18 protein-coding genes are annotated in these 16621 nt (G+C 34.3%); 16 read left to right on the top strand and 2 right to left on the bottom strand.

Features of this window, described 5'->3' with window-relative positions; translation table 11 throughout:
• Positions 1–7: 7 nt before the first annotated feature.
• Positions 8–1276, bottom strand: a complete 1269-nt coding sequence (locus J2S15_RS16755; protein ID WP_307410406.1) for a PTS transporter subunit EIIC — start codon at positions 1274–1276, stop codon at positions 8–10.
• A 152-nt stretch (positions 1277–1428) separates the two neighbouring features.
• Between J2S15_RS16755 and J2S15_RS16750 the strand changes: the two genes are divergently transcribed.
• From J2S15_RS16750 to J2S15_RS16680, 15 genes are all read left to right on the top strand, one after another.
• The gene (locus tag J2S15_RS16750; RefSeq protein WP_307410404.1) at positions 1429–1908 is read left to right on the top strand and encodes a PTS sugar transporter subunit IIA; all 480 of its coding nucleotides are present in this window, start codon (positions 1429–1431) and stop codon (positions 1906–1908) included.
• Between the two features lie 548 nt (positions 1909–2456).
• Positions 2457–3281 carry a tRNA 2-thiocytidine biosynthesis TtcA family protein gene (locus J2S15_RS16745; protein ID WP_307410402.1) on the top strand — a complete coding sequence of 275 codons (825 nt, stop codon included), beginning with the start codon at positions 2457–2459 and terminating at the stop codon, positions 3279–3281.
• A gap of 29 nt (positions 3282–3310) precedes the next feature.
• The gene (gene nagB, locus J2S15_RS16740; RefSeq protein ID WP_307410400.1) at positions 3311–4030 is read left to right on the top strand and encodes a glucosamine-6-phosphate deaminase; all 720 of its coding nucleotides are present in this window, start codon (positions 3311–3313) and stop codon (positions 4028–4030) included.
• A 100-nt stretch (positions 4031–4130) separates the two neighbouring features.
• Positions 4131–4961, top strand: a complete 831-nt coding sequence (locus J2S15_RS16735) for an HAD family hydrolase (RefSeq protein ID WP_307410399.1) — start codon at positions 4131–4133, stop codon at positions 4959–4961.
• The gene (trxA, locus tag J2S15_RS16730) at positions 4958–5263 is read left to right on the top strand and encodes a thioredoxin (protein ID WP_307410397.1); all 306 of its coding nucleotides are present in this window, start codon (positions 4958–4960) and stop codon (positions 5261–5263) included. The genes J2S15_RS16735 and trxA overlap by 4 nt, the downstream gene beginning before the upstream one ends.
• Position 5264: 1 nt before the next feature.
• On the top strand, positions 5265–6113 hold the full coding sequence (locus J2S15_RS16725) for an LCP family protein (RefSeq protein WP_307410396.1): 849 nt from the start codon (positions 5265–5267) through the stop codon (positions 6111–6113).
• 90 nt (positions 6114–6203) lie between these two features.
• On the top strand, positions 6204–7073 hold the full coding sequence (locus J2S15_RS16720; RefSeq protein ID WP_307410394.1) for a TIM44-like domain-containing protein: 870 nt from the start codon (positions 6204–6206) through the stop codon (positions 7071–7073).
• Positions 7060–7992 carry a Tim44 domain-containing protein gene (locus J2S15_RS16715; RefSeq protein WP_307410392.1) on the top strand — a complete coding sequence of 311 codons (933 nt, stop codon included), beginning with the start codon at positions 7060–7062 and terminating at the stop codon, positions 7990–7992. The genes J2S15_RS16720 and J2S15_RS16715 overlap by 14 nt, the downstream gene beginning before the upstream one ends.
• Before the next feature lie 2 nt (positions 7993–7994).
• Positions 7995–9221, top strand: coding sequence for an SPFH domain-containing protein (locus tag J2S15_RS16710; protein WP_307410389.1), 1227 nt, complete (start codon positions 7995–7997; stop codon positions 9219–9221).
• A 163-nt stretch (positions 9222–9384) separates the two neighbouring features.
• Positions 9385–10020 carry a YczE/YyaS/YitT family protein gene (locus tag J2S15_RS16705; protein WP_307410387.1) on the top strand — a complete coding sequence of 212 codons (636 nt, stop codon included), beginning with the start codon at positions 9385–9387 and terminating at the stop codon, positions 10018–10020.
• Positions 10021–10051: 31 nt separating this feature from the next.
• The gene (locus tag J2S15_RS16700; RefSeq protein ID WP_307410385.1) at positions 10052–11929 is read left to right on the top strand and encodes a BglG family transcription antiterminator; all 1878 of its coding nucleotides are present in this window, start codon (positions 10052–10054) and stop codon (positions 11927–11929) included.
• Between the two features lie 90 nt (positions 11930–12019).
• Complete coding sequence (locus J2S15_RS16695; RefSeq protein ID WP_307410384.1) at positions 12020–12337, top strand: PTS sugar transporter subunit IIA; 318 nt, start codon at positions 12020–12022, stop codon at positions 12335–12337.
• Positions 12330–13718 (top strand): glycoside hydrolase family 1 protein, encoded by a 1389-nt coding sequence (locus J2S15_RS16690; RefSeq protein WP_307410382.1) that lies wholly within the window; start codon positions 12330–12332, stop codon positions 13716–13718. Before J2S15_RS16695 ends, J2S15_RS16690 begins: the two co-directional genes overlap by 8 nt.
• Positions 13715–14005: a PTS sugar transporter subunit IIB gene (locus J2S15_RS16685; protein WP_307410380.1), complete on the top strand. Its 291-nt coding sequence runs from the start codon at positions 13715–13717 to the stop codon at positions 14003–14005. The genes J2S15_RS16690 and J2S15_RS16685 overlap by 4 nt, the downstream gene beginning before the upstream one ends.
• Positions 14006–14007: 2 nt before the next feature.
• Complete coding sequence (locus J2S15_RS16680; protein ID WP_307410378.1) at positions 14008–15321, top strand: PTS sugar transporter subunit IIC; 1314 nt, start codon at positions 14008–14010, stop codon at positions 15319–15321.
• Positions 15322–15370: 49 nt separating this feature from the next.
• Here the strand turns inward: J2S15_RS16680 and J2S15_RS16675 are convergent, their stop codons facing one another.
• On the bottom strand, positions 15371–15817 hold the full coding sequence (locus tag J2S15_RS16675) for a GNAT family N-acetyltransferase (RefSeq protein ID WP_307410376.1): 447 nt from the start codon (positions 15815–15817) through the stop codon (positions 15371–15373).
• A gap of 261 nt (positions 15818–16078) precedes the next feature.
• Here J2S15_RS16675 and J2S15_RS16670 point away from each other — a divergent pair, with 261 nt between their 5' ends.
• Complete coding sequence (locus J2S15_RS16670; protein WP_307410374.1) at positions 16079–16612, top strand: helix-turn-helix domain-containing protein; 534 nt, start codon at positions 16079–16081, stop codon at positions 16610–16612.
• Positions 16613–16621: the final 9 nt, after the last annotated feature.

Here is a 16621-nt window from a genome sequence, read left to right as displayed (position 1 = left end):
GTGCCCCCTACAAAATTAATGCTTGCAGTTCTTTTTGATGTAATTCCCTTAATGAATCTGCAATTACTTTTGAATTGATCACTTCCCAGACATACTCATTAGCTTCTTTTATCTTCGGTGTCTGATATCCCAATGTTGTAATTAATGATGTGTCGACATATAGTTTGTCGACAACATAAATTTCTACTTTCTTTCCATTATCTTTTATTGTAATAATATTCTCAATTCCACCAAATGCTTCAAATATTTGTTTGGTTTCTTCAAGGCTTAAGCTGTTACTTCGATTCATATTGAAACTAAAGTATTGTGGTTTTTTAGTAATCAGCAACATCATACAACTAAGATATAAAAGTGCAGCGATTCCACCACTCATCCAGATACTGAAATTCGCTCCATTACATATTACCACAAGTAAGCTCAGTAATAGTATATGAATCAATAAAAAAAGTGGATGAATTAGAAGTAATACGACTTCAAATAAAATCGTTGGTCCTTTGACTAATGCACTAAGTAATGTGAATAAAATAATAATTGTATATTCTTTACGATATTTATCATTGATATGAAAGTAAACGACAGCTAGTGTGGTTGGTACAATAAACATTGATATCGATTGAATAAAAGAATTTAGATTATCTGGCATCTCCATAATTGATGATAAACCAATTGGTGTAACCAGAGTATAGAACGCGGTAAACAACCCATCACCTATGATTGATAAGGATAGTAATGCATTCACAAAAGAATGTACCATTCGTACAAATGGAGGCCATATCAGATAAAATAGCATTCCTGTACCAATCATTACAAATCCAGTGACAATTGGTACAAGACGTTTTCCACTAAAGAAAGCCAGACCTTGAGGTAACTGAACCGTTGAGAATCGATTATAAAGAATCGCTGAGATAACCCCACACATAATTCCAATAAAAGAATTATGGATTAATAAGAATGATGAATCCAATGTGAAGGCAGCTGGTTCAAATGCTAAAGTTAATGTCTTTTCAGATAGAATGTTTGTAATAATAATATAGGCTAATATACCACTTAAAATGTTAGTTCCATCCATTCTTCTGGAAAAGAAAAAAGAAACACTGGCAGCAAACAACAGTGGTAAATATGATAAATAAAAATCCTTTAATTGAATAAGGAAATAGGCAATAGAATTATTAAAGTTCTGATCAAGAAAAGTTGCAAACTCTGCAAGCATAAAAATAATAGGTATTAATAGCAGAGGCAGTAATAAGCTCTGCGCATACCGTTGATATGTCTTCATAGCTACTCCCCCTTATTGATAAGCCATTTCCTTTATTATAAGGTAGGATGAAAATGGATGTCAATTGCATCTACAAGAAAGTAGTTTGATAGATTGAGTTGACAAACATATAGAATTCCTATAGCATAAAAATTAGGAGGAAGAGGTATTCTATGTTTGGTTCAATTTTTAATCGTAACAGAAAAACAAAGGTATACTCACCAATGGATGGAAAGGTTATTAGCTTGGATCAGGTAAATGATCCAGTATTCTCAGGACGCATGGTAGGCGAAGGTGTAGCAATTGAAACTACAGACAATATGGTTTATGCCCCAGCCGATGGAATTGTGACAACAATTTCAAGAGCAAGACATGCAATTGGGATGAAGTTAGATGCTAATGTAGAATTGTTAGTTCATGTCGGTTTAAACACCAACGGGAGCGAAGATGTATTTGAAAGCCACATTAAAGTAGGAGAAAGAGTTAAAAAAGGTGATTTGGTAATCAGTTTTGACTTTGATAAACTTGCGGCTTCAGATGAAACAGTCGTAGTTCCTGTAGTTGTATTAAACAGTCAATTTCACTCGTTTTCGAACTTTAAAATCGATGCATTAAGTGATTCCAAAAAAACCGTTTTATTTGAAGTATTGTAAGAAATGAAATGTGTTTAAATTGTGTGAATTAGTATTGACATAAGTGAAATAAGTGGTAAAATGTAAGTACAAGTAAATAGATAAGGTTGGATTGTAACTGATAATGCAGGCAAGACTAGCGAAATCACACGAAGATGTGTTTTTTGTTATCTTGCCTTTTTTATATTTTACTTGTCTACTGTAGTACTTGTTTCTCTTATTTATTTAGTCAGTAAGAAAACGAAGTAGCTGTAGGGATTGCCGCAACAATAACTACACAGAACATTCTACATTTATTGTTTGAAAATGACAGGCAGCAATAGGTGAGGATACCAAAAATCATTCAATTAGAAATCAGGATGAACACCCAAAATTCCAAGTTTGTGTTCACCACTTATATCTGGCAAATGGATATAAGCGATTGATATGACGTAATGAGAAACAAGTACTAGAGTAGATAAGTTCATTGTTTCAAACTATCAGATAGAGGATGGAAGAAACTTCCATCCTTTCTCTTGGTTTCACTAATATATCAAGTATGATATAATGGCATAGCAAAAAGGTGATTTATGAAACAAACAATAGAAAATAGTATTTTAAAAACCTATCGAAAACAAATCTTCTCAAAGTTTATGAAAGCAATTCGTGATTATGATTTGATACAGGAAAATGATGTAATTGCAGTTTGTATATCTGGTGGAAAAGATAGTATGCTGATGGCAAAATGTTTTGATATCCTTTCACGATTTACGACAACACCTTTTGAAGTGAAGTATCTGGTGATGGATCCAGGGTATCATGAAAGTAACTTAGAGATGATTCAGGAAAATGCGAAGAAATTAAATCTACCAATTCAGATCTTCAGTAGTCAGATTTTTGAAACAGTAGAAAATATTGATAAGAATCCTTGTTACTTGTGTGCAAGAATGAGACGTGGTTATCTGTATCGTTTTGCCCAAGAATTAGGTTGTAATAAAATAGCACTTGGACATCATTATGATGATGTGATTGAGACCATTGTGATGAATATGTTCTATGCAGGAGAGATTCGTACAATGATGCCAAAACTACATTCTCAGAATTTTGAAGGAATGGAGTTAATTCGCCCATTATATTTGATGAAAGAAGAGGACATTTTGCACTGGAAAGTGTATAATGAACTTGAGTTCCTACAATGCGCTTGTCGCTTTACGGCAGACAATGATGACAATGCCAAAGAAAGCACAAGTAAGCGTAAGGAAATAAAAGAATTGATCGCTCATTATAAGAAGATTAATCCTTTTATCGATAGCAATATCTTCCATAGTGTCAGTAATGTAAATTTAGATAAGGTTATCGCTTATTACGATGACGAGAAAGAAGTTAGTTTCTTGGATTTGTATGATAAGAAATAATACATTAATTAAGGAAAAGGAGTTTAGACATGAACGTAATTGTATGTAAAGACAAACAAGAAGTTGCAAAAAAAGCATATGAGCTATTAAAAGATGTGGTAGCAAATAAGCCTAATGCAGTATTAGGGTTGGCAACAGGATCTAGTCCAATTGGATTATATGGTGAAATGATTGCTGACTATAAAGCAGGAAACTTAAGTTACAAGAATGTAATTTCATTTAACTTAGATGAATATGTAGGGATTGATAAAAATCACCCTGAAAGTTATTCAAGTTTTATGCACAAAGAATTATTTGATCACATTGATATTCAAGAAGATAACACACATCTTCCATTTGGTGATACACAAGCAGATTGTGATGCTTATGAAGCAGCAATGAGCGATGTAAGTATTGACTTACAAGTATTGGGTATAGGAAGAAATGGACACATTGGTTTCAATGAACCAGGAACTTCTTTTGACTCACTTACTCACATTGTGGATTTAGATGAAAAGACAATTGAAGACAATGCAAGATTCTTTGACAATGATGCTAACTTAGTTCCTAAGAAAGCAATTTCAATGGGAATTGCAACAATCATGAAATCAAAAAGAATTTTATTGATTGCAACTGGAGAAAATAAAGCAGAAGCAGTAGCAGCAATGGTTAATGGACCAGTTACTGAATCAATGCCAGCATCAATCCTACAAAAACACGCTGATGTTACAGTGTTTGTAGATGAAGCTGCAGCAGCTAATTTAAAATAGAAATAAGCCATTCATTTATGTGAATGGCTTTTCTTGCCTTATGGCAAATTTGTAGAACTATTGATGTGTAAGTGATATAATCGTTAGTAATGGAGGTAACATGATAAAAGCAATATGTATGGATTTAGATGGAACACTACTGAACAGTGAAAAGACAATCAGTGAGAAAACAGTTACTGGTTTACGCTCTTTTGCAGATAAGGGTGTGAAATTGATTTTAGCGAGTGGTCGAACGTATAAACGAATGGCTGAGTATGCGCAGATGATAAATGCTGACAAGAGTGGTGGAAAGATAATTGAAGCCAATGGGGTTGGGATTTATGATTATGAAAAAAATACTTATGAGCTCATTCGACGCATGAACATAGCTGAGGCGAAAGAAGCCGTTGAATATCTTCGTGATAAACAAGTAGAAATACTAGTTATGGCAGAAGAAAATGTATTTGTCATATTGGCTCCAAATGAAACTACGAGTCGTTATGTTGTTAGGAACAGTAATATGGAAGGACTAAGAAATCGACAGTTCTTTGAAGTAGAAAGTATTGATGAAGTGAGTGAGCCCATTAATAAAATCTGCGTGTTTGATGATGTTGATATTATCTCAGATATATATGAGGATATGAGCAGGCATTCCTTTAAAGAAGATTTATGGTTTGGACGACCTTTAACCTCTTGGTTAGAAATTGGTCCTGCCAGTGTCAGTAAAGGTAATGCATTAAAGAAAGTCATGGAACAAGAAGAATTTAATGAAGATGAAGTAGTTGTCTTCGGTGATGGAGAAAATGATTTATCGATGCTGGGTGTTGTGAAAAACAGTGTAGCGATGGGTAATGCAATGCAAAATGTAAAAGATGCGTGTGCATATGAATGTGGCACATGCGATGAAGATGGTATAATTAATTTTCTGATAGAGAAGGAGGAAATATTATGAAAATAGTAAGTGGAAGTGAATTTGAAGAAACACTAAAAGGTGAATTAGTATTAGTGGATTTCTATGCTGATTGGTGTGGTCCTTGTAAGATGCAAAGTCCAATTTTAGAAGAAGTTTCAAATGAAATGGACAATGTAACAATTGTGAAATTGAACGTGGATAATGATCCAGCAATCGCACAAAAGTTCAATGTAATGTCAATTCCAACATTAATGTTGTTTAAAAATGGTGATGCAATTGCAACAACAGTGGGATTCCAAGCAAAACCACAATTAATTGACTTTATAAAACAAGGCTTATAGAATGAAGCGCCTTTTTAAAGTCACTAGAAATATTATAATTGTTCTAATAGTATTAGCCCTTTGTGGTTATGGTCTATATAAATTTAAAGTTTCCCAAACAGGTAATCTAAACGTAGTTATCATTGGGATCGATGCAAGAGAAGGCGATGAGGTATCTCGCAGTGATTCACTGATGGTTGCTCATGTTGATGAAAATCATAAAACGGTTAATCTTATTTCGGTTCCCAGAGATTCTTATGTGTATATTCCAAGTGAGGGAAGACAAGATAAAATCACTCATGCATATGCATATGGTGGTATAGAGGGTACGATAGAAACAATGGAATTTCTGTTTGAAACAGATTTCGAATATTATATAGAAGTGGATTTTGGAAAGATGATTGAGTTAGTAGATTCAATAGGTGGTATTGAACTGACTCCAACAGCAACATTCTGTGAAATGAATGAAAGTGATGAAGATGGTAGTTACTGCTTCGAAGAGGGAGTAACGGTTCAGATGGATGGTGGAATGGCTTTGGCTTATTCTCGTCATCGTAAAAGTGACAGCGATTTATTTCGTGCAGCACGTCAACAGGAAGTCATCAAAGCGATGATTTCCAAGGTGAAAGGTTCTGGAGTGATGGGAATGTATAGTTTCTATCAGGATGTAGAATCAATTAGTGATACCAATGTTGATTTATGGAAAATTTTTGGCTATAGTGATATGGCATTTCATGATTTTGAATTTACACAGGAAGTAGCAGAAGGTCAGGATGCATACTTATATGATGATTATTATGGTCAGGAACTATATTACTTCCTAATGGATGAGACTTGGCTCAATACGGCAATACAAGAAATACAGAGGTAGGCAAATGCTTACCTTTTCTTTTTGCTTATTATGCTGAAAACTAATATAAAAAGTATAGTGGAATGTGGTAGAATAAATACAGGAGGTTTTATGAGAAAATATAAAAAGCTGGCATTGTTTTGTATGGTGTTTATTGTAACACTCATGCTTATAAACTCGCCAATTGCAGCAGAGGTAGGGAACTCTGGTGGTTTTGGTGGAAGCAGCGGCGGAGGAAGTAGTAGTGGTGGAGGATTTGGTGGCCTTGGTAGTTTCATTTACCTAGGTGGTACTCCAGGACTAATTATCTTTATTATCATTATTATTGTAGTGAAACTTTATTCACAGAATAAAGGTAGAAACAATAATCGTGGATATCAAGGAAATGGTACCCCATATCAGTCATCATCGCCGGTTAATGAAACAAGCACAATAGAAAAGATAAAAGAACAAGACCCAAACTTTTCAGCGGAAAAATTCCGTGGATTCGTTGGTGAACTTTATATAACACTCCAAGAAGCTTGGGAAGCAAGAGATTGGAAAGCTGTACGACCATTTGAAAGTAATGCATTGTTTAATATGCATAATCGTCAGTTACAGGAACATATAGACAAAGGATGGACAAACCATCTGGATCGTCAGGATGTAAGAAAAGTAGAATTAACAAATTATCATATTGATGGAGACCAGGAAGTATTAACTGTTCGTTTACATGCTTTCTGTGTTGATTATACAACTGATGATAATACTGGAAAGGTAATTGATGGAGATCAAAATCGTTTGCAGGAACGTTATTATCGATTTGAATTTATTCGTAGTGTGGGCGTAAAGACAGATAGTGATACAGGATTAAACCCAACCAACTGTCCTAACTGTGGTGCACCTACTCAGGTCACTTCTAGTGGAGAGTGTGAATACTGTCATTCCGTTATTACGAATGGTAAATATGGATGGGTATTGAATAAGTATGGTGCGTGGTAAGAAATTAAAGATTGGTGCGATTCTATTATTGCTGGGATTCTGGTTTAGTGCGCCAATTAGTGCCGAAGTAGGAAACTCTGGAGGATTTGATGATGGAGGTTCTGACTGGGGTGGTTCCGATTGGGATAGTGGTTCCAGTTGGGATTATGATGACAATGATTATTCCAGTAGCAGTGGCGGAGGAGGCTCATTCTCAACATCAACTGCAATACTGATGTTATGTATATATGTACCTGGAATAATACTGGTCATTTATGCAAAAGGAAATAAAACAAGAAGAACTACAAGAAATGTAAATACTTCTGGTTCAGGTTCGCGCTTCAATACAAATGCAATTGATGAACAAGGAACAATCAATAAGATTATTGCAGTGGATCCAGATTTCTCAGTGATGAGTTTTAAACAGAATGCTACTGAATTATATATTAATTTACAGGAAGCATGGGAAGCAAAGGACTGGAAATCGATTCGTACATTTGAAAGTAACAGTTTGTTTAATACACACCGTAAACAATTACAGGAGTATATTGATCAAGGAAAAACAAACATACTGGATGACCAAGATGTACGTTCAGTAGAACTTGCCGATTTCTATGTAGATGGAGATCAGGAAGTATTGATTATTAGACTGAATGCCACTTGTATCGATTATACAATTGATGATCAGACAGGTGCTGTTATTCAAGGTGATAAGACAACAGTGTATAAGCGTTCTTATTATTTGCAGTTTATTAGAAAAGCTGGTATAAAAACGAAAACAGACCACGAGTTGAATTTAAAAGTATGTCCAAATTGTGGTGCTGAAATAGAAGTGAGTGAAAGCGGGGAATGTGAATATTGTAAGTCCGTAATCACAAGCGGTGAATATGGATGGGTATTAAATAAATATGGTGCTTACAAAGCGTTAAGGAGGAATTAAGCATGGGATTAATTAGAGCAGCTGTTGATTCAGCAAGAACGACATTAGCAGATCAATGGGCAGAGTATTTCTACTGTGAGGCATTATCAAATGATGTGTTAATGCAAAAGGGTCAAAAAGTAGTAACAAGTGGAAGCAATACTAAAGGAAGTCCAAACATTATTACAAATGGATCAGGTATTGCCGTAAACGAAGGTCAAGGAATGTTGATCGTTGAAGATGGAAAAGTAGTAGAATTTACAATGGAACCAGGACGTTTTACTTGGGATGAATCAACAGAACCAAGTTTATTAACTGGTGGATTTAAAGGATTAAAAGAATCATTTGGTATCTTTGGAAAACGTTTTGTTGCTGGTGGTACACCTGCAAAAGACCAAAGAGTATACTTTATTAACTTAAAGGAAATCTTTGATAACAAGTTTGGTACAGCGACACCAATGCCATATAAAGATCCAACATACCGTGGAATTTATATCCGTTATTTTGGACAATATACAATTAAGATTGAGGATCCAATTCGTTTCTATACAAATGTAGCTGGTAATGTAACAAATACATATACAAAAGCAGAATTGATGCAACAATCACAAGCAGAGTTTGTGAATGCATTAGATACAGCAATTGCAAAATGTAGTGATCAAAATTACCAATACAATGATTTACCAAAGAAACAAATGGAAATCGCAAAATTCATGAATGACTCATTGGATGATGAGTGGCGTGAAAACAGAGGTATCGTAGTTTCGTCTGTTGCAATTGAAAAGGTAACACCAGATGATGAATCACGTGCAAGAATGGAAAAAATCGATGATGCTATCATGATGTCAGATCAACGTGTAGCAGCGGGTCGTTTAGCAGAAGCACAAGCAAGTGCAATGGAGAAAGCAGCTGACAACGAAGGTGGAGCAATGCAAGGATTCCTAGGAATGGGATTTGCACAACAAGCTGGTGGAATGAATACTGGTAATATGTTTGAAGGTACCAATCCTCAAGAAAACAGCCCATTCTTTGAAAATAATGCACAACAGACTGCATCTGATGCAGAGCCATTTATTGAAAAAGCGCAAGCTCCTAATGAAGAATGGAAATGTAAAAAATGTGGACACATGAATACAGGGAAATTCTGTAGTGAGTGTGGAGAAGCAAGAGATGACAAGTGGACATGTGAATGTGGACACGAAAATAAAGGAAAGTTCTGCGGCGAATGCGGTAAGAAAAAACCTGAATAACAATAATAAGGAGAATCTGATTGATATTGGATTCTTCTTTTATTATAGATTACCTTAGAGAAGTGGCAAAAGATTACGGAGAATAGAAACTTTTCATGATAAAATATAGAAGTAGGAAAGCAGAAAGGAAATTAGCTAGTTATAGCTAGAAGTTATGGAATAAATGTTAAATACAAAAAGTATATGTTCAAAGAAGATGTTTATACGATTAATGATGGTCGTAGTAGGATCATCATTAATGGGAATAGGAGTTGGAGTAGCAGTTCAATCAACACTGGGGGCTGATCCATTGGCGGTTTTATGGGAAGGTTTTTCAGATACATTCTCAATTACTCTAGGAACAGCAAATATGGTAATTGCATTATTGATGTTAATACCTCCTTTGTTTTTTGATCGTTCACAGATTGGTATAGGAACGATTCTGTCACCATTGTTGGTTGGATATTTTACCGATTTGGTGTTAAGTGTCACTATTGCTGATCTTCCATTTGCAGCAGAAATAATTCTAATGTTAGTAGGGTTATTAGGTCTGGCAGTTGGTGTTGCTATTTATGCAAGTGCTGATTTGGGTAGATCAACCTATGACGCCTGTATTTTTCTGATACACAAGAAAGCGAATATTGCGATTGGGAAACTTAGAAGTGCAGGAGATTTTTTATTGCTTATATTTGGTGTTCTTATGGGAGGAACTATATCATTAGGTCCGATTGTTGCAATCTTTACAATTGGTCCAGTAATGCAAATGACATTTCAAAAGATTACAAGTATGAATCAGGTGAAGTTATTATTTGAAGAATAATAGATAAATAATATTTTGAAAGAGGGATTTCATGGCCACAATTACAAGACGACAAGAGAAACTTTTACGCATTCTAATGAATGCCAAAGACTATATGAGTGCAAGTGATCTTGCACAACAACTCTCAGCGAGCGAGAAAACAGTCCGTAATGAAATAGCCAGTATTAAAAGTAGTGTGCAATATCCACTAATTGAGTCATATAAAGGAAAAGGGTATAAGATCGTTGATCGTATAAAGGGAAGTGAATTACTACAGTTTAGTGAAAGCGTACCAGCAAAACGTCAGATTTTAATACTGAAGCATATACTGTCACATAAGATGGCAGATTTTTATGCACTTGCTGATCAATACTATATTAGCGAATCTACTCTGGAAAAAGATATTAAGGAATTAAACAAAACAATTATGCAACGTTATGAAGGATTGAAGATTCAACGTCGCAGTAATAAATTATCACTGGAAGGTGATGAGAAAAAGAAACGTGAAATCACTACCTATTTTTTAATCAATGAAATAGAAGAGTATGATTTTAACTTTAATAATTATGTATCTTATTTTAAATACTGTAATATTGTTGATTTGAAACAAAGAGTATTACAGTTTTTACGCAGTGAAAAGATTCAGGTGAGTGATATTGCAATGGTATCACTAATTCTGCATCTGGGAATTATGATTGATCGTGTTCATAGTGGAAACTTCTTGAATAAGTTTGTAAAGACGAAGGTGGAGGCAGTTGACCAAAGTCAGTGCGAACGGTTTTGTGATGTAATTGAAGATTATATTCATATTGAATTACCAGAAAGTGAACGCAATTATTTACAGTCTATCTTTTTTAGTAAGATCACAGTGCAGGATGAAAACTATGATGAGCAACAAAAGTTCCGTAGTTTTATTGATACAATACTAGAAGAAATATTGGAGTTTTATCAGGTTGATCTAAGAGAAGATAATGACTTTAAACAAAATCTATTGATTCATTTAATCTCACTTACACATCGTGCAGAGCAAAATAAATATCTAAAGAATCCATTAATTGATGAGATTCGTGCTCACTTTCCTCTGATTTATGATATGAGTGTTTATATGTCATTAAAGATTCAGGAACGTTTGAATATTCGTTTATCAGAAGATGAGATTGGATATATTAGTTTACACTTAATGTGTGTAGTAGAGAAAATGAGTTTAACGAGTGAGAAGATTATTTTAATTAATCCAAATGGATTATCATCTTCGCGTTATATTACGCAGAAAATTCATAATCGAATTTCACCTAATATTAAAGTTGAAACCCACTCTTATTTACGTGTGGAAGAAATTAAAGATGGAGAAGCGGATTTAATTCTTACAACATTTCCACTGCATGCAGAGGCAAAAATACCAATTTATCAGTGTTCTAATTTTATAACTGAGAGTGAGATTGATGAAATTAATCAGATACTACATAAAGAAAATCGTCGTGAGATGGAAGGACTGAAAGAGTTGGAGCAGATGTTCAACCCAAATCTTTTCTTTTCACAATTAGATATGAAAAATAAAGATGAGATTATTAAGTTTTTATGTTCTGCATTACAAAAGGAAGGGTATACGGATGAGCGTTATATTGCTTCGGTAATGAAACGCGAGTCAATTGCACCAACTGCATTTGGTGGTGATTTTGCAATACCCCATCCTGTTGAAAAGATTGCTCTGAAAAGTGGGATTGCAGTTGCAACCTTGAAGGAACCTGTTACGTGGGGAGAACAAAGTGTACAAATGATTTTTATGTTCTCATTATCAAATGACCAGAAAAATCTATCAAAACTATATGAAGTGCTGGTATCTTTGTTGGAGGATGTAGGAAAGGTAAGAGTGCTGTTACATACGAAATCTTATGATGATTTCCTAAAGCTATTCTTAAGTTTTCAATAGTAAATATCTTTTTACCTTAGAGTAACGGCAAAAAGATATTTTTCTTTTATTAGGTTGATTTATATAATGAAATTAGCAAGGAGGATGTAAATGTCGAAGTTTGAGTTAGAGTCTTTCCAAATTATCTTACACAGTGGCAATGCAAGGTCATCAGCATATGAAGCTTTGCGTGATGTAAAAGGTGGAGATATTGAAAAAGGAAAAGCAGGAATTAAAGAAGCAAGAACAGAGATTGTGATTGCACAGAAGGAACATGCGAAACTGCTGCAGAAGTTTACAGAAGAAGAAGTAATTGTAGATTTATTACTGATGCATGCTGAAGATCATGTATCTAGTTCACAGATAGCAGTAGACCTGATTGGTGAAATGATAGAAATGTATGAAAGGTTTGGTGATAACAATGGATAAATTCTTATGGGGAGGAGCTACAGCGTCTTACCAATGTGAAGGTGCATGGGATGAAGATGGAAAAGTAGAATCAATGTGGGATCGATATCTACATGATGAAAACTTAGAAAATGGTGATGTAGCAAGTGATCATTATCATCGTTTTGAAGAAGATATCAGAATGATGAAAGAAGGGGGACAAAATTCTTACCGTTTCTCTCTGTCATGGCCACGTATCATTAGAAACCGTGAAGGTGATGTAAACGAAAAAGGAATCGCATTCTACAAGAAGTTATTGGCTACTTGTCATGAATATGGAATTGAACCATTTGTAACACTATACCACTGGGACTTACCTCAATACTGGGAAGACACAGGTGGTTGGTTAGACCATGGTGTATGTGATGCATTTGCTCATTTCGCTAAAGTCTGTTTTGATAACTTTGGTGATCAAGTAACGTATTGGACAACATTCAATGAACCAAAATGGTTTGTTGTAAATGGTTACTTTATTGGTAACTATCCTCCATGTCTTCATGATGTACAGAAGACAATGATTGCAGCTTACAATGTAATGTATGCATCAGCTTTGGGAGTAAAAGTATTTAGAGAGGGTGGATACAAAGGTGAAATTGGAGTTGTTCACAGTTATACACCAATTGATGGAGTAGATGATACAATTGAAACGCAAATTGCAATGCGTAATGCAGATAACTACAGTAATAACTGGGTGTTGGATACAGCAGTATTAGGAGAGTTTCCAATTGATTTAATTACTCGCTTATCAAAAGATTATGATATTAGTTTTATAAAAGCAGAAGAATTAAGAATTATTAAAAAGTTTACAGTTGATTATATTGGATTAAACTACTATGCAAGAGCGCTAGTAAAACCATATACAACTGGTGAAACACAGTTGATATTCAACCATACTGGTAAAAAAGGCGAAAGTAAAATCTTAATCAAAAACTGGTTTGAACAAGTCAAAGATCCTAACAGTGAATTTACACAGTGGGATACCGAAATTTATCCAAAAGGATTACAGGATGGTTTATTAAAAGCATATAAAAAATATAATGTTCCAATCTATGTAACAGAAAATGGAGTTGGAGTTCGTGAGGATGTCAGTGTAGATCAAGTGAATGACGATTATCGAATTTCATTTATGAATGACCATATCAATGCACTTATGAATGCAAGAGATATGGGAGCAGATATCAGAGGTTATTATGCATGGTCATCATTTGATTTATATTCATGGAAAAATGGACATGAAAAAAGATATGGATTAGTAGCAGTAGATTTTAAGAATGGATTAGTAAGGAAACCAAAAGCATCTTATTATTGGTTTAAAGATGTAATTACAAGCAAAGGAGAAATCATCAAGAGGAGAGAGCTATGAAAAAGATTATGTTAGTGTGTAATGCTGGTATGTCGACAAATATGCTTGCGAAGAAAATGAGAGATGCAAGCAATGGGGAATATGATGTAGTAGCATTCGGAGAAGCAGAATATCTTGATAATTTGGAAGGTGTGGATCTTATTTTGGTTGGACCACAAATACGTTATCTGATTCCAAATATTCAAAAAGAAGTTTCTATTCCAGTAGAAGGAATCAATCCAATGAAATATGGAATACTGGATGGAAAAGGTGTGTTAGAAGATGTTAAGAAAGTCTTAGGAGGATAAAAATGTTTAACAAGTTAAATGCAATGATTGAGAAAAGTATTTTACCAATCGCAAATCGTTTAAGTACACAAAGACATTTAAAAGCAATTCGTGATGCTTTTATATCAATATTACCAATTACTTTAGCAGGAGGGATTGTAGCTGTGTTAACTGCAGCTCCTGTGACAGAAGATACAACCAACGGATTTTTATTAGCATGGCGTGCATTTGCCGATAACAACTCAATGTTATTTGGATGGATCAATGCTCTTACATTAGGAGCAATGTCATTATATATCTGTATTGGTATTGTTTACTTCTTATGTAAACATTATAAAATCGTACCATTTCAACCAATTCTATTAGCTGTATTTGGGTTTATGTTACTAATGGTAACACCTTTAGAATTAGGATGGGCTGGAAAACAAGTAGAAATTAGTTATTTAGATGGAAAAGGATTACTGCCAGCAATTATGGTTGGAGTATTTGTAGTAGAAGCTTATCACTTTATGCGTCAGCGTAACTGGGGAAGAATCAAATTGCCTGACAGTGTTCCAGCATCACTTTCAGAGACATTTGCTTCACTTGTACCTAGTGTAGTAATTATGTTTGTTATGGTTATTGTATGTGCAATCTTCAATTCACAAGGAACGACATTACCACAATTTATTTATACATATCTTGCGCCAACATTAAGTGCAGCCGATAGTTTACCATTCACAATTCTAATTACTTTAGCAGTACACTTATTCTGGTTCTTTGGAATTCATGATGCAGCACTTGCGGGAATTCTTGGGCCAATTCGTGATGGAAACCTATCAATCAATGCAGCAGCACATATGGCTGGAGAATCATTACCAGCAGTATTCACAACACCATTCTGGGTATACTTTGTAATTATTGGTGGATGTGGATCAGTATTAGCACTAGCATTATTATTGATTCGTTCAAAATCAAAACAACTGAAAACAGTTGGTGGTGTTGGACTTATCCCAAGTTTCTTTGGAATCTCTGAACCAATTATCTTTGGAGTTCCACTAATGCTTAACCCATTATTCTTTATACCATTCCTATTAACATCTACAGTAAATGCGATTATATCATTTATACTGTTAGATACTGGAGTAATAGAAAAAACATTTGCGATGTTATCTTGGAATATGCCTTCTGTATTTGGAGCTTTCCTATCAACAATGGATATCAAAGCATTGTTCTTGGTTATCGCATTAATTATAATTGACATGGTAATCTACTATCCATTCTTCAAGACATATGAGAAGAACTTGGTAAAACTAGAAACTGAGTCAGAAGCAGAGGCGATTGAAGCCGAAGCTTAACATAAAAAAACAACAGTATTCAGACTAACTCTGAGTACTGTTGTTTTTCTTATAATGTGTAAAGTAATACTAATTCATCATCTTCGATAATTTTGGTATCTACAAATCCTGCCTTCTCATATAATTTCTTCGCAAGTGCGTTTTCTGGTTCAATACTGATTTTGATTTCTTTAGGGTGATAAAGATTAATCATGTCGTCAACAATTAGTTGAAATGCATTCTTTCCATAACCTTTGCCTTGAAATTTATGATCAATCATAAATCTGATAATCCAACACTCATCGTGTTCGTCAATTCCATACATTGCAAATCCAACCATTGTTTCATCATCATAAATTGCTTTTACTAATGTGTTAGGTTCATATTTTGATTGAGCAATCGATAAAGCGTTACCAGCTACAAACTCTTCGTTAGCAGTTGCTTTGCCATCTTTGTTTGTAGTTAAGAAGCATGCCTTTACTACATTATCTTTGTTTATTTCTTTTAATTGAATCATACGATATCCTCCATATTTTGTATTGGGACTAATCTAAGTATAGCAAATTTTTATACCAAACGATACTTTGAGATTATATTGATAATAACTGTATTTTTTATACTTTGAAGTATTGTTTTCTAATACCTTTACATTAGTAAAATGAATTAGTGAAAAAAATCCATTCTAACCTATTGCATTTTCAGATAAAAAATATATAATTATGTATGGTTTAATAAACAATCAAAGAAAGTTTAGTATTACTAAACAGGGGGAGAGCAAATGAATATTGGACTTAAAATAAAGGAATTACGAATGAAGAATAATTTAACTCTTGAAGAACTGGCGATTCGCAGTGAGCTTACAAAGGGTTTTTTAAGTCAGCTCGAACGTAATCTTACCTCTCCATCGATTGCAACGTTAGACGATATATTAGAAGTGCTTGGAACGAATCTGAGTGATTTCTTTAAAGAAGACAAGAATAATAAATTTATCTTTCGAGAGGAAGATTATTATATTAATGAAAAAGATGGAGCCACCACGAAGTTCATTGTGCCGAATGCACAAAAGAATGATATGGAACCAATTTTATTAACCTTAGCCCCCAATAGCGAGTCTCAAGTTGTTGAGCCCCATGATGGTGAGGAGTTTGGTTATGTTTTAGAAGGTGTAGTGGAACTTACAAACGGTGGTCGAAAAGATATTATGCATAAGGGAGAGACGTTTTATTTAAATGGGAGACATACCCATTACTTGAAAAATACAGGGGATCATAAAGCAGAAATTTTATGGATTATTTCACCACCAAATTTTTAAGAAAGGAAT

This window comes from Breznakia pachnodae (assembly GCF_030814225.1).
Taxonomy (GTDB): domain Bacteria; phylum Bacillota_I; class Bacilli_A; order Erysipelotrichales; family Erysipelotrichaceae; genus Breznakia; species Breznakia pachnodae.
The sequence above is the reverse complement of the archived record's forward strand: the minus strand, read 5'-3'. Positions and strand labels throughout refer to the sequence as shown.

Coding starts and splice junctions, on each gene's coding strand:
- J2S15_RS16670 (WP_307410374.1), top strand. CDS start 16,079: ATGAATATTGGACTTAAAATAAAGGAATTACGAATGAAGAATAATTTA.
- J2S15_RS16690 (WP_307410382.1), top strand. CDS start 12,330: ATGGATAAATTCTTATGGGGAGGAGCTACAGCGTCTTACCAATGTGAA.
- J2S15_RS16735 (WP_307410399.1), top strand. CDS start 4,131: ATGATAAAAGCAATATGTATGGATTTAGATGGAACACTACTGAACAGT.
- trxA (WP_307410397.1), top strand. CDS start 4,958: ATGAAAATAGTAAGTGGAAGTGAATTTGAAGAAACACTAAAAGGTGAA.
- J2S15_RS16710 (WP_307410389.1), top strand. CDS start 7,995: ATGGGATTAATTAGAGCAGCTGTTGATTCAGCAAGAACGACATTAGCA.
- J2S15_RS16720 (WP_307410394.1), top strand. CDS start 6,204: ATGAGAAAATATAAAAAGCTGGCATTGTTTTGTATGGTGTTTATTGTA.
- J2S15_RS16715 (WP_307410392.1), top strand. CDS start 7,060: ATGGTGCGTGGTAAGAAATTAAAGATTGGTGCGATTCTATTATTGCTG.
- J2S15_RS16705 (WP_307410387.1), top strand. CDS start 9,385: ATGTTAAATACAAAAAGTATATGTTCAAAGAAGATGTTTATACGATTA.
- J2S15_RS16750 (WP_307410404.1), top strand. CDS start 1,429: ATGTTTGGTTCAATTTTTAATCGTAACAGAAAAACAAAGGTATACTCA.
- nagB (WP_307410400.1), top strand. CDS start 3,311: ATGAACGTAATTGTATGTAAAGACAAACAAGAAGTTGCAAAAAAAGCA.
- J2S15_RS16725 (WP_307410396.1), top strand. CDS start 5,265: ATGAAGCGCCTTTTTAAAGTCACTAGAAATATTATAATTGTTCTAATA.
- J2S15_RS16675 (WP_307410376.1), bottom strand. CDS start 15,817: ATGATTCAATTAAAAGAAATAAACAAAGATAATGTAGTAAAGGCATGC.
- J2S15_RS16700 (WP_307410385.1), top strand. CDS start 10,052: ATGGCCACAATTACAAGACGACAAGAGAAACTTTTACGCATTCTAATG.
- J2S15_RS16755 (WP_307410406.1), bottom strand. CDS start 1,276: ATGAAGACATATCAACGGTATGCGCAGAGCTTATTACTGCCTCTGCTA.
- J2S15_RS16680 (WP_307410378.1), top strand. CDS start 14,008: ATGTTTAACAAGTTAAATGCAATGATTGAGAAAAGTATTTTACCAATC.
- J2S15_RS16695 (WP_307410384.1), top strand. CDS start 12,020: ATGTCGAAGTTTGAGTTAGAGTCTTTCCAAATTATCTTACACAGTGGC.
- J2S15_RS16685 (WP_307410380.1), top strand. CDS start 13,715: ATGAAAAAGATTATGTTAGTGTGTAATGCTGGTATGTCGACAAATATG.
- J2S15_RS16745 (WP_307410402.1), top strand. CDS start 2,457: ATGAAACAAACAATAGAAAATAGTATTTTAAAAACCTATCGAAAACAA.